Here is a 13,905-nt window from a genome sequence, read left to right on the forward strand (position 1 = left end):
GCATGATTCGGGTTGTGAGATTTAAGGTTGCCAATAATTATTGTAGAGAAATTTTTTAATCAATGGGTAATCATTCACGATTCACTTGCGAAGCAAAATTGACCATTGACAAATAATCCCACGATCCAATCCTGGTACTCAAAATTTTGAACTTTTCTATGAAAGTTTGAATTCTGCTCTGAATACCTTAATTTTGTGTTCCCAAAAATTTTTTGCTGTATGGACTATTTGAAAGGACTCAACGAATCACAATATGAAGCCGTTACCTCTTTACAAGGACCTTTGATGGTGCTTGCGGGAGCAGGTTCCGGCAAAACGCGTGTATTGACTATGCGTATCGCCCATTTAATTCACAATGGAATAGACCCTTTCAATATCCTGGCGCTTACCTTTACCAATAAAGCGGCACGTGAAATGAAAGACCGTATCGCAAAAGTAGTAGGAGACAGCAATGCAAGAAGTCTTTGGATGGGAACTTTTCACTCCGTTTTTGCAAGAATTTTAAGAATTGAAGCCCACTATCTGGGATATCCTTCCAACTTTACCATTTATGATCAGCAGGATGCCCTGAATGTGATCAAAAAAGTACTGAAGGATATGAATATTGATGCCGATCTTTATAAACCTAAAAAAGTTCAGGCCAGAATTTCAACGTATAAGAATAACCTTATTACAGTAAAAGCTTACTTCAACAACCCTGAACTGATGGAAGCAGATGAGAAGGCGAACATGAAATTCATCGGACAGATTTATCAGAAATATGTGGATCAGTGTTTCAGAAACGGATCTATGGACTTTGATGACCTGTTGCTGAAAACCAATGAATTATTGACCCGTTTTCCTGAAGTGCTGGCAAAATATCAGGATAGATTCCGATACATCATGGTAGATGAGTACCAGGATACCAACCACTCTCAGTATCTTATCGTAAAAGCTTTAGCTTCAAAATTTGAGAATATCTGTGTGGTAGGAGATGATGCACAGTCTATTTATTCTTTCCGTGGAGCAAATATCTATAATATCTTAAACTTTAAAAAAGATTATACTGATGCCAAAACGGTATCATTGGAACAGAATTACCGTTCTACACAGAATATTGTAAATGCGGCTAATGTAGTCATTGCAAAAAACTTACAGCAGTTTAAGAAAAATGTATTCAGTGATAATGAAGAAGGAGATAAGATTAAAATATACCGATCTCTTTCCGATGCTGATGAAGCCAATTTCGTAGCAGGAAATATCTGGGAACTTCGTAACCGTGACCAGAGAAAGTACAGCGATTTTGCCATTTTATACAGAACGAACTCTCAGACCCGTGCTTTTGAAGATGCACTGAGACGTAAAAATATCCCCTATAAAGTGTATGGAGGACTTTCTTTCTACCAAAGGAAAGAAGTAAAAGACCTTATTGGTTATCTTCGTCTTCTGATCAATGAAAATGATTCTGAAGCTTTAATGAGGATTATCAATTATCCTGCAAGAGGAATTGGGGAAACCACTCAGAATAAGTTGATCGTTTTTGCGGATGCTCACAATATTGCGGTTTCAAAAGTTTTGGATAATCTTCCGATGTACGCCCCTCAGTTAGGTCTTAACAACGGAGTTTTAAACAAACTGAATGACTTTTGGTCAATGATCAAGGCTTTTCAGGTATTGCTGAAAACAGAAACGGCTTACAGTGTTGCGATGGAAGTGGCAAAAAGAAGCGGTTTAATCAAATTTTTAAAAGATGATCAGACTCCTGAAGGAATTTCCAGAGTAGAAAACGTACAGGAATTGATGAACTCTATGCAGGGATTCATTGAAGAACAGATGCAGCTGGAGGATGGAGATCCTAGCCTTTCTAATTTCCTTGAGAACATTGCTCTTTCCGCAGATACTCAGGATAAAAACCTGGAAGATGATATGGTTTCTTTGATGACGATTCACCTTTCAAAAGGGTTGGAATTCCCGGTAGTACATTTGGTTGGGCTTGAAGAAAACCTGTTTCCTAGTTTTATGAGTTCTGCTACCAGAGAAGATCTGGAAGAAGAGAGAAGATTATTTTATGTAGCATTGACAAGAGCTGAAAAACAAGTATTCTTTTCATATGCTGTTTCGCGTTTCCAATGGGGAAAAATTACCGATGCAGAGCCTTCAAGATTCTTAAGTGAAATTGATGATGAATATATTGAATTCCTTAATCCTGCTTTGGAAAAAAGGTTTATTAATAATTCAGGAGTAAGATCCAATATCTTTGATGAGCATCCTTCCGAAATGAAATCTTTCAAAAAGGTTGAGAAAAAATCAATTGACAGAGGAGATACATCGAAACCGGCACCGGAAGTCAGAAAGTTGAAACCCGTAAGCACTGCTAAAATTATCAATCCAAGCGGAGCTTCTTCTCAGGATATTGAAGTAGGAGATAAAGTGAGACATGACCGTTTTGGAATAGGGGAAGTTAGTTTTCTGGATGGAACAGATCCTCAGAATATCAAAGCAAAAGTTATTTTCATCCATGAAGGAGAGAAAAACCTGATCCTGAAATATGCGAAACTGACTAAGATTTAATTTCAGAACAAAACAATATAAAACGAACGGATTCAATTTTTGGATCCGTTTTTTATTTAAACTGAAGTTCGCAATGTTGCTCTCACACTATGTATATTTTTCATTCACGAAGGCGTTTCACTTAGCAGAGATGATTTTCCTTGCTGAACGAAGTGCCGTTGCGATCGTAAAATAATCACTAAATAAGAATTTCTTTGCGCTCATAGCGTTTTTTCAATATTTATTTTACCGTTAACCTTCCATAAAACAATGTTTTTTATGAATGTTTCCTTAAATTATCATAACTTTAAGTGAGGGATAGAAAGAAACAATAATAGTTTTTTACAAAAACAAAGTCTATCTATTTTGTAGACTAATAAATAAATTTTACATTTGCACCTTGTAAAAACATAAATGTTATCAAATTCTAAACTATGAAAAATAAGAAAACTATTCTTTCGGCCTCTGTTTTATTTTTCCTCGGCGTATTTACTTACGGACAGGAAAAAGACAGCATAAAAGCAAATAAAGACACCATAAAAACCAATACGGTAGAAGAAGTAGTCGTATTGGGTTCAAGAGCTGGAGCCAGATCTAAAGTAGACAGCCCGGTTCCTGTAGATGTATTCAATGTGAAAGAATCTTCAATCATCCTTCCGCAAACCAATATCGGACAGATTCTGAATGCGGTAGCGCCTTCTTTTACTTCTACTATTCAGACTAATTCCGATGGAACGGATCATTTGGATCCTGCACAGCTGAGAGGATTAGGACCGGATCAGGTTTTGGTTTTGGTGAATGGGAAAAGAAGACATACTTCAGCATTAGTGAATGTAAACGGAACACCCGGAAGAGGTACTGTAGGAACCGATTTGAATGCTATTCCGTCTTTCGCTTTAAACAGAATTGAAGTATTAAGGGACGGTGCTTCTGCACAATACGGATCTGATGCTATTGCCGGAGTAATTAACCTTGATCTGAAAAGAGACACCGGAAAACTGGCAGGACAGATTAGCTATGGAGGAAATTTAACGCCAACGGCTAATGACCATACAGGAGATTTTGACGGACAGAATATTCAGCTGGATTTGAACTATGGTAATAAAATAGGTACTAAAGGAGGTTTTTTTAATATTACCTGGTCTTCACAGTTCAGAAACCCAACATACAGAGCAGGAACTGAAAGTGGTCCTATTTATAATGCTTATAACGCCATTGAACAACGTGCTTTGAATGACGGAGTGAATCTTTCTTCTCTTTTTACAAATATCAACAATACTCCCAATTCACAACAGCTTGTAAATTATGTACATCAGTATGCGCAAAATGTAAGCTATTTCTCTCCGGATCTGCAAAATTCAATCCAGGGAGCCAATACCATTTCTGCGTTACAAAATGTTTTGAAATCGGCAAATTTCACCAGAGATCAGCTTAATTATATCACAGATCAGGAGCTGGCTTACAGAGGACAGACGAGAAAGGATTTTAATATGCAGGTAGGACAGTCTAAGCTTAATAATCACCAGCTTTTTGTGAATGCTGAAATTCCTGTAAGTGACAACTGGAAAGTGTATACTTTTGGAGGATATAGCTTAAGACACGGAACTTCCGGAGGGTTTTACAGAAGACCAAGCGAAAGCAGAACCTTTACAGGGTTATATCCTAACGGTTATCTTCCGCAGATCGGAACAGATATTCAGGATATTTCATTAGCAGCCGGGATCAAAGGGAAATGGGACGGCTGGAATATTGATTTCAGTAATACTTACGGACAGAATTCCTTTACCTATAATATTCAGAATACAGGAAATACCTCTTTGCGTTTTGCTTCACCAAGAGAGTTTAATGCGGGTGGACTGCGATTTTCTCAAAATACCATCAATTTAGATTTCTCTAAAAAATATGATGTATGGGAAGGAATCAACGTAGCATTTGGAGCTGAACACCGTTATGAGAATTTTAAAATTACTCAGGGTGAGGAAGCTTCCTATGCAACCTATGATGTTTCCGGAAATGTATGGAACGGAAATTCCGTGAGACCTACAGATTTCTTCGGAGCAGCGCTTCCCGGGGGATCTCAGGTATTCAACGGGTTTAAACCTGGAAATGCCGTAGATAAAAACAGACAGTCGGTAGCAGCCTATGCAGATGTTGAATTTAATTTTACCAACTGGTTACTGGTAGATGCTGCAGCGAGATATGAAAACTATTCGGATTTCGGATCGACTTTCAATTATAAACTGGCTTCAAGAATCAAGGTAGCCCCTAATTTCAATGTGAGATTTGCAGGTTCTACAGGGTTCAGAGCACCATCTATTCACCAGATTTATTATAACGTAACGTCTACATTGTTTACGAATAATCAACTTCTGGAAGTAGGAACTTTCAGTAATGATTCGCAGCTGGCAGGATTGCTGGATATGCCAAAACTGAAGCAGGAGACTTCAAAATCGGCAAGTGTAGGATTTACTTACAGAATCCCTGCTGTTGGACTTAGCTTTACTGCAGACGGATATTTCACGAGAATTGATAACCGTATTATTCTTACTGACCAGTTCCTGAGAGCAAGCGTTCCTCAGAAAGCACAGGAAGCTTATGATCAGTTAGGAATCAATGCCGCACAGTTCTTTACCAACGCCATTGATACTGAAACAAAAGGTTTAGATGTGGTAATCTCACATAATGCAAGATTCTCAGGATTTAAACTGGATAATAATTTTGCCATTAACCTTAATAAAACCAAGCAGGTAGGAGATATCCATTCTGCAGGACTTTTACAGTCGCCACAGCTTGAGAAAGTATACTTTTCTGAAAAATCAAGAGTGTATCTGGAAGAAGCCGTACCGAGAGTGAAAGCCAGTCTTTCGCACACGCTGTCATGGAAGAATGCAACTTTCTACCTGAGAAATACCTATTTCGGAAAAGTAACAGGCGCTGATATTATTGATGTGAATGGAGACGGAATCATTGATTTTAATGAGCACCAACCGATCGGAGATAAGATTATCACTGATTTATCTGCTGCTTATCAGTTTACTAAAAATGTAGGACTGACCTTAGGGGTAAATAATTTGTTTGATATTTATCCAACAAAAAACCTTACCGCTTCTACTAATAACGACCAATTCATCTATTCACGTTCCACTTCACAGTTTGGACAGAATGGAAGGTATGTTTTCGCAAGACTTAATTTCAATTTTTAAATAAAAACAAAAGATAATGCTTAAAAAAAACAGTTCAGAAATCCTGAACTGTTTTTCTTTATTTAATATGAATTAAACTTTTATTTTTGAACCATTAAGATGTAATAAGAGCTTAAGAGTATTAAGATAAGCTTCGCTTTTAGCTTAAGAATCAGAAAGATTCATCTTAACTATACTTATTTCTTTAATCATCCTAAATAGTTTTTCTTTATAAAATTTGAATTTTATCTTTCTACCAGCTCCTTCACGGGTTCACCATAATGATCAATTTCCGTGGTGTTGATTTTAAGCAGCTGATACCACTTGATGAAAGCTCCTATAAATACAACAAGCATAAGAGCCATTGCTGTTGCTGCTAAAACTGCGAGTAAATACTGTCCTTTTGGAATATAAATAGCGGTCACCTGAATATAGCCCGCCCAGAATGTAATTCCAGCCATAAAAACGCCGGGAATAGCCGAGCATAAAGCATATTTTCCTCTGTTCATCCTGATCAGCATTGTTGTACAGACAATGAGTCCGCAGGCTGCCAATAGCTGATTACTGATTCCAAATAATGGCCAGATGCTGTTTACATTTCCGGTATACACCAGATATCCCCAGGCAAAAGTGAAAAGAATACTGCTGATAATAATTCCCGGAATCCAGTTTTTATCATTGAATTTTGGAACTACTGACCCCAGCATTTCCTGTAAAAAGAAGCGTCCCACCCTTGTTCCCGCGTCAATAGCGGTAAGAATAAATACTGCTTCAAACATAATGGCGAAATTATACCAATAAGCTGTCAGCTGATCCATGTACGGGATTTTATTGAAAATATGAGCCATTCCTACAGCCAGAGATACAGCACCTCCGGTTCTGCCATAAAGATCAATCCCAATTTTCTGTGAGTAATAATCAATATCTACTCCGTGTAGTGACGGATGGGCTGCAAGAAATGAATCATAAGCTTCTTTTGGAGTATTGATGGCAAAATAATCACCAGGCATTAGCGTACAGGCAGCAATAAGTGCCATTAAGGCTACAAAACCTTCCACAAGCATTGCTCCATATCCAACGAAAAGAATTTCTCTCTCTTTGTTAAGCATTTTCGGAGTGGTTCCTGTTGCAATCACAGCATGAAATCCGGAAATAGCACCACAGGCAATTACAATGAAGATAAAAGGAAGTACAGGGCCGCCAATAATAGGGCCGCCACCATTCACAAAAGCTGTAATCGCAGGCATCTGTATCGTAGGATGAATAACAATTACCCCGATAGCCAGCATAATAATAGTTCCGATCTTTAAATAGGTTGAAAGATAATCTCTAGGAACTAAAAGAAGCCAAACCGGTAATACAGACGCAATAAAGCCATACAAAGGAATTGCAATTGAAATTGTTTTAATATCCCATGAAAATAAACCATTCATCGTAGGATTCTGCATGAGCGTATGTCCCCCGATAATTCCGGCAATCAGGAGGATTCCTCCAAGGATACTGGCAAACAGAACACTGTTCTTTTTATAACGCATAATCAGTCCCATAATGATGGCAATGGGCATGGTAATTACAACGGTAAAAAGAGACCATGAAGCCTCATGCATTGCATTGATACAAGCCAGAGACAATCCTGCCAATGTGAGAATCAAAATAAAAAGGATGGCAAAACCTGCTACAGTTCCTGTTGTTTTTCCGATTTCTTTAGAGGCGATAGTCGCAAGACTCTGTCCTTTATGCCTTACTGAAGCAAAAAGTACGATCATATCATGTACTCCGCCACCCAGTACGCATCCTATCAGTATCCATAAAGCGCCGGGAAGATATCCGAACTGTGCTGCAAGAACAGGCCCTACCAAAGGTCCGGCAGCAGCAATAGCGGCAAAATGATGTCCGAAAAGTACATTTTTATTGGTTGCAACATAATCTTTACCATCTGCAAATTCCACGGCAGGGGTGGTATTCTGGTCGTTAAGCCGGAGGACTTTATTGGCAATAAAAATACCATAGAAACGGTAAGCTATCGCAAAAATAAGAACAGATACAAATATGAGAGTAAGCGCATTGATATTGTTTAAAGATTCCATATTGCTTATTTTTATTGATAAATAATTAATTGATTGGCATTTTCGTTGTTAATAATTTAAATAATAGCCAAGGTAATTAATTCTCAATGAAAAAATATCAATATGTATATCAATCTAGCAAATTTGTTGTCGAAATGTATTTTATTGTATTGATTTGTAGTTGTTTGTATTATGATTTGACAGGTGAATGTATATTACTTCTTTTGTGAAAGAACAAAATCTACCATTTCATCAGTAATTTTGTCCAGATAAGCTTTATCAGTTGTTCCAAAACCATGTACTCCGCCATCAACGACGATCAGGGAGTTCTGTATTTTGGCTCTGTTTAATTTTCTGTGAAGTTTTTTAGATTGGTTTAACGGAACAATTTTGTCATTATTGCCCTGAACAATTAAAGTTGGAACTCCTTCCGAAACAAAATTAACTGGAGATAGGGTTTTAAGGTAATCAATAGCTCTGTCCTGATCTTTTCTGATATCATATCCGGAAATTCCTTTCACCAGATTTTCCTGTAAACTGACAATCTTTTTTGACATCAACCCGATCATTCCTACCGGAATTGTTCCTAGTCTTGTATGGAAAAGTTTGTTGAGATCAGCAGGACCATAATGATCAATTACATAATTTACTTTGGCAGAATAAGACGAAAGCTCCGGACTTCCCAGATAGGTATTGTCGGGAGTATAAGCCGCCATCAGGGAAAGGTGAGCTCCAGCTGAAGCTCCGAACAGACCTATATTATGGGTATCGAAATGATATTTATCTGCATTTTTTCTTACCCATCTGATAGCATCTTTGGTATCTTCCAGAGGCAATGGAAAATGAGTACTGTCATTCAGCAGTGTATAATTAATGCTGATCACGGCATATTGCTTTGCCAATAATTTTTCAACAGTGGTTTCCAGATAATTGTCTGCATGAACTACTTTATCGCCTTCAATCCATCCGCCTCCATGAACATAGATCAGTACAGGTATTTTTTCAGTGGAAACATTTTTAGGAATATATAAATCCAGAGCAAGAGGTTTTCCTTTTTTATTGGTTTTATATACAATATCCTCAGACAGATTGGCTATATTAGGAAGTACTGTACTTTTTACTGGAGGTGTTTTAACCTGTACTTGTGAAAAGTTCTGGGAAAAAAATAAACTAGAAAAACCTAAGAATAAAACAAAAAACAGGTTTGTAAAAAACCTGTAGATTGATATGTTGTTTATCGATGAATTCATAATAAATTTTTAAGGATGTGTTATTTTACTAACTCCTCAAAAAGCTTACCAAAAGTAGTATTCAGATCTTTAGATTTCCCCGGATGAGGTCTTGAGGTCTGTACCACAGAACTTCTTACAGCCGTAAGCCAGCGGAAGCGTTCCGGAATATCCAGAAAAGCAATAGGCCCGCCATCTTTATCTCCATTCGCAATTTTCTGAAAGCTTTCCAGATTGTGGATAATATCATCATAATCAAGCTTACTGTGCATCAGTTTGAATTTGTCCGGACACAAATAGAATTCCGCTTTGATGAATTTTTCTTTCTTAGAAAACATCACCAGTCCGATATTGAAAAACTCTTCTCTTTCAACTTTGGGCACCAGGCGTATTACCGCATATTCATATATTTTATCCTCTTGCATTTTTCGCTTCGTTTACAAAGATTTGAGAATTTTCTAATCTGGTTTTCATAAATTGAAAATAGATCTCACGGATTTCATCGGGTGTTTCATCGGCATCATTCCAATGCAACCAGTCTTCAGGAATCATATTGACAATTTCTCTGAAAAGAGCATCATTCAGGATTCCATGAGCAAATTGATCTGCTTCGTCAAGCATTTTTGCTTTAGGAAGAAGAACATGGTCTTTTACATATTTGAAAGGTGTCTTTGCTGCTGCATCAAAATTCTGCCATGAGTGGTGGAAATAGAATGAAGCACCATTATCAATGATCCAAAGTTCTTTATGCCACATGAGCATATTGGTGTTCTTAAAAGTACGGTCGATGTTGGTAATGAATGCATCCAGCCATACTATTTTTGAAGCCAGAAGCGGATCTACACTTACTCCCGGGTCATAGGTAATAGAACCGGAAAGATAATGCAGCCCGAGATTCAGGCCTTCAGAATGTTTCAGAAGATCCTGTATTTCTTCATCGGCTTCCGTTCTCCCAAAATCAGCATCAAGATTTACAAAAACTAATTCAGGAATTTTAAGTCCTAAAGCTTCCGTAATCTTTCCGCCTATAAGTTCGGAGATCAGCATTTTTACTCCATGGCCTGCACCACGGAATTTTAATACATACTTGAAATCATCATCAGCTTCTGCCAGGGCGGGAAGAGATCCTCCCTCTCTCAGTGGCAGAATGTAACGCATCACGGTTACAGTTCTTAAATTCTGCATGAAGCAAAAATAAGGTTATTTTTTAATTATTTTTTTAGTGAACTCCTTTTCATCTGTTTTATATTGAAGGAAATAAACTCCACTCGTTAAATGCTGAAGTGAAATACGGTAGCCAGTCTCTGTCTTATTCAAATGATAAGACATGATTTTTCCTGAAGCTTCAGTAAGTGAAATTACTTCAAATTTCTTTTTAGAAACAATGTCAATATGTTCCAGAGCCGGATTTGGATAAATTTGAATTCCATTCTCCATTAGTGTTTCTGAGGTATTTAATGTACTTACAACTACCAGTTTCATTTTGGTCGTAGTCGCTCCACACGCATCTGTTGTAAGTTTTACATTATAATTTCCGCCTGTAGTATAGGTGTGTGCCGGATTTTCCAGGGTAGAAGTCGTTCCGTCACCAAAATCCCATGAATAGTTGGCTGCATTCTGTGTGGTATTGGTAAATTGAACGGTTCCTGCTCCATTCATCTGATAGGTGAATCTGCTGTGAACATCATTGTTCGTTACATACCATTTACCAGGCTGATTATACACCTCTGTTTTAACAATATCTTTAATCAATTGAGCATGTGCCGGACTAAGGTTCCCGTTAAAAGAAATTTGTGTGGGATCTTTTTTAAATATAATAGTGTAAAATGTATAGGCTGCAGCCATAGAACCAATGTAACTCGGATGTGATTCGTCCTGATCATACAATTCAATAGTCGGATTCTGTTCTCGGATCGTTCTCCAAACCTTGCCTACAGGAGAGATAATCCCTTCATTATTCATTGCCATTTCCATGTAGCGTGCATAGATCAAATCATCCATTCCCTGATAAGTACAGACAGATGGCCAGCCCGGGCAGATGGTTCCATCTCCATTTTTACGGCCCCAGGTCATATAAAATATTACATTTCCACATGCATTTGCATTTTTAAAAAGATTTGAAAGTTGAAGAGCAAAAGGATATACCTCGTTTTGAACCTGAGAATAAGGAAATGATGGCAGCTGGCTTTGTTCCTGTAATACCACGTAATCCCAGTTTCCCTGATTCATGTCTGAAGCAACATCGGGATTATTGGCATGGTTCTGTAGGGTAGCACCTCCCGGAGTCTGGCTATGATGTTCCAGTACATCTCCGTTAGAAGCCGCAATACTTTGGATAAGCCCGGGCAGATTATTAACATACGTGTAGCTGTTTCCAATAAAGAAAACCCTTTTGGTGGTCTGACTGAGGAGTAAAGAAAAAGTAATTAAAAATAAAAAAAGTAGAGTTTTTTTCATAAATTTCAGTTTAGATTATGGTTATAAATATAAATATTATTAAACAAAATTTAATTATATTATGAATTTGATTATTGAAAAGAATATATACTTAGAAAATAAAGAAACAAAAGGTTTTCTTGCTGATATTTTTTATAAAGACACCACAGAAAAACTTCCCCTGATCATATTTGTTCACGGATATAAAGGGTATAAAGATTGGGGAGCCTGGCATCTGATGGCTGAAAAATTTGCAGAAGCAGGTTTTTTCTTCGTTAAGTTTAATTTTTCCCATAATGGAACTACGGTTGCTGATCCGCTAGACTTTGCAGATCTTGAAGCCTTTGGTCATAACAATTATTCTAAAGAGCTTTCTGATCTTGGTGTGGTCATTGATCATTTTAGTGGGAATCCTCATGTGGATGGGGAAAAGATTGTTTTGATAGGACATAGCAGAGGAGGAGGGATTTCTATTATTAAAACCTTTGAAGACGAGAGAATCAACGGATTGATTACATTGGCCAGTGTAGATACTCTAGATCGTTTTCCAAAAGGAGAAGCTTTTGAGAACTGGAAAAATAATGGAGTATATTATGCGCTGAACGGACGTACGAAGCAGGAAATGCCTCATTATTATCAGTTTTATGAAGATTATGAGAACAATATTCATCGTTTTGATGTAGAGCGGGCTACAGAGATGGCTAAAGCTCATATGTTGATTATTCATGGAACAGACGATGAAGCGGTAGAGGTGAAACAGGCGGAACACCTTCATATTCTTCACCCGAATTCTGAACTGTTTCTGATTGAAAATGCCAACCATACCTTCGGAGCAAAAGAACCATGGACAGAAAAAGATCTACCAAAGGATCTGCATACTGTAACCGAAAAGTGTATTGATTTTATCAAGGAAAAATTGAAATAAAACAGATAAAATGCCGTTATTATAAATTAACCACCATATCAGTATAATTATGAAAAAAGTTATTGCGGGCGCATTCGCGCTTACATTGTGTGTCGTTTCCTGTAAAAAAGAAACTAAAACAGAATCTTCAACAAGTACAGATACTCTGGCTACAGTAATGCCTAAAGATTCCGTGTCCACTCCAAAAAATGACTCTGTTGCACCACCACCTTCTGCTACATCTGCTCGGATTATTACTAAAAATGTAGGGAAATACCCTCATGATATTAAATTTTTTGAAGATAAAAGTATTACAGAAAGACTGAAAAAGTTGGTAGGAGCTCAATATGATGAAATGGTAAAGAATTTCAATGTAGAAAGTCCTGTGGCTTCGGAAAATGGAATTTATAAACTGACAGGATGTAAGCAGCACGACTGTCCAGGATATGCTACAAGTATTTTTTACGATGCTAAAAATGACAATCTGAATGTTTCCATTGATAAAAATGGTAAGATAGCAGACTTTGCTGAAAAAGGAAAAATTGTTGTTTCCGAAGCATTGAAAGCGAAGTAGTATAAGTTGGGAAGCTGGAAGATAGAAGCTGGGAGCTATTGACGTTTTTCCTATCTATTGAAATCAAATATCTATGGACTTCCAGCCTCAATATTCTGGCTTCCAGCATACAATAAAAAAAGAGCCTGAAATTTCAGGCTCTTTTTTTATTGTATAGTGAGTAAAACCCACGCTTCTTCAACTTTGCTGTCCAGAAGTAGTTTCTGAACCTCTATGTGAATGTTTTCATCAGCATGGAAGTTACCCGCAGGTAACACCTCTGTATTGGCAAGCATCCCAAGATCGTTTCCTGTAAATACTTTGCTGTATTTGATAGAATCAGGTAAAAGATCAAAACCAATTCCTTTTGTGACCAAAGGTTTCGGTACTTCAAAAAGGCTGTTTTCATTGCTTCTGGAATACCAGTTACTGCCTAAACGGGCTACCATATCCAGTTTTTTCTGATCCAGATTTCCTGCTTCATTCAGATATTCTTCTCTGATGTGGATTTTCTGAACTTCACAGATCACCAGATTTCCGGCACCACCCTGATCTCCCAATGGTTTTACCTCTAAAACTTTACATTCAAAGTTGACAGGACATTCTTCAATCAGTTTAGGCTGTACAAAATCAGCATCCTTCATGGTAAGTCCGGATTTGATAAATTCATTGACTCCGGTTTCATATTCTGTAGAAGCTAAAGATATCTGTTGTACAATTGGAAAATTCACTGTTCCAATGACTACTTCGGGTACTTCAAGAACATTTTCCAGTGTATGTTTAGTCGTATTGTCACGAACTCTCCTTGATGGGGAAAAGATCAGGATAGGTGGAACAGTACTGAACATATTAAAAAAACTGAACGGAGATAAGTTATTATTGCCGTCTTTATCTACAGTAGAAGCCAGTGCAATCGGACGTGGTGAAACGGCAGTCTGCATGATGGTCTGTAGTTGTACGGAGGTTATCTCGGAAGGGATTACTGTTTTCATATTTTTGCTTTTAA

Annotated in this window: 10 protein-coding genes; 4 read left to right on the forward strand and 6 right to left on the reverse strand. The window is 37.5% G+C overall.

Annotated features, from left to right (window positions below; translation table 11 throughout):
- Positions 1–219: 219 nt before the first annotated feature.
- Both ODR02_RS14330 and ODR02_RS14335 read left to right on the forward strand, forming a co-directional pair.
- The gene (locus tag ODR02_RS14330; RefSeq protein WP_209785793.1) at positions 220–2,550 is read left to right on the forward strand and encodes an ATP-dependent helicase; all 2,331 of its coding nucleotides are present in this window, start codon (positions 220–222) and stop codon (positions 2,548–2,550) included.
- Positions 2,551–2,963: 413 nt separating this feature from the next.
- Complete coding sequence (locus tag ODR02_RS14335) at positions 2,964–5,732, forward strand: TonB-dependent receptor plug domain-containing protein (protein ID WP_209785792.1); 2,769 nt, start codon at positions 2,964–2,966, stop codon at positions 5,730–5,732.
- Between the two features lie 224 nt (positions 5,733–5,956).
- On the opposite strand, the gene ODR02_RS14340 is transcribed toward ODR02_RS14335, so the two are convergent.
- From ODR02_RS14340 to ODR02_RS14360, 5 genes are all read right to left on the reverse strand, one after another.
- Positions 5,957–7,798 (reverse strand): carbon starvation CstA family protein, encoded by a 1,842-nt coding sequence (locus ODR02_RS14340; RefSeq protein WP_245169770.1) that lies wholly within the window; start codon positions 7,796–7,798, stop codon positions 5,957–5,959.
- A gap of 194 nt (positions 7,799–7,992) precedes the next feature.
- Positions 7,993–9,027 (reverse strand): alpha/beta hydrolase, encoded by a 1,035-nt coding sequence (locus ODR02_RS14345; RefSeq protein WP_309513376.1) that lies wholly within the window; start codon positions 9,025–9,027, stop codon positions 7,993–7,995.
- 20 nt (positions 9,028–9,047) lie between these two features.
- The gene (locus ODR02_RS14350) at positions 9,048–9,431 is read right to left on the reverse strand and encodes a DUF3037 domain-containing protein (RefSeq protein ID WP_209785790.1); all 384 of its coding nucleotides are present in this window, start codon (positions 9,429–9,431) and stop codon (positions 9,048–9,050) included.
- The gene (locus tag ODR02_RS14355) at positions 9,418–10,191 is read right to left on the reverse strand and encodes a HipA family kinase (RefSeq protein ID WP_209785789.1); all 774 of its coding nucleotides are present in this window, start codon (positions 10,189–10,191) and stop codon (positions 9,418–9,420) included. The genes ODR02_RS14350 and ODR02_RS14355 overlap by 14 nt, the downstream gene beginning before the upstream one ends.
- A 15-nt stretch (positions 10,192–10,206) precedes the next feature.
- A complete protein-coding gene (locus ODR02_RS14360; RefSeq protein ID WP_309513377.1) occupies positions 10,207–11,463 on the reverse strand; it encodes a PKD domain-containing protein in 1,257 nt (418 codons plus the stop codon).
- 61 nt (positions 11,464–11,524) lie between these two features.
- Between ODR02_RS14360 and ODR02_RS14365 the strand changes: the two genes are divergently transcribed.
- Both ODR02_RS14365 and ODR02_RS14370 read left to right on the forward strand, forming a co-directional pair.
- The gene (locus tag ODR02_RS14365) at positions 11,525–12,367 is read left to right on the forward strand and encodes an alpha/beta hydrolase family protein (protein ID WP_309513378.1); all 843 of its coding nucleotides are present in this window, start codon (positions 11,525–11,527) and stop codon (positions 12,365–12,367) included.
- Between the two features lie 49 nt (positions 12,368–12,416).
- Positions 12,417–12,920: a hypothetical protein gene (locus ODR02_RS14370; RefSeq protein ID WP_309513379.1), complete on the forward strand. Its 504-nt coding sequence runs from the start codon at positions 12,417–12,419 to the stop codon at positions 12,918–12,920.
- A gap of 146 nt (positions 12,921–13,066) precedes the next feature.
- Here ODR02_RS14370 and ODR02_RS14375 read toward each other — a convergent pair whose 3' ends face one another.
- On the reverse strand, positions 13,067–13,891 hold the full coding sequence (locus ODR02_RS14375; protein WP_209785785.1) for a flavin reductase family protein: 825 nt from the start codon (positions 13,889–13,891) through the stop codon (positions 13,067–13,069).
- Between the last annotated feature and the right edge of the window lie 14 nt (positions 13,892–13,905).

Origin of the sequence: Chryseobacterium sp. CFS2 (genome assembly GCF_036543225.1) — a bacterium.
Lineage (GTDB): Bacteria > Bacteroidota > Bacteroidia > Flavobacteriales > Weeksellaceae > Chryseobacterium > Chryseobacterium culicis_A.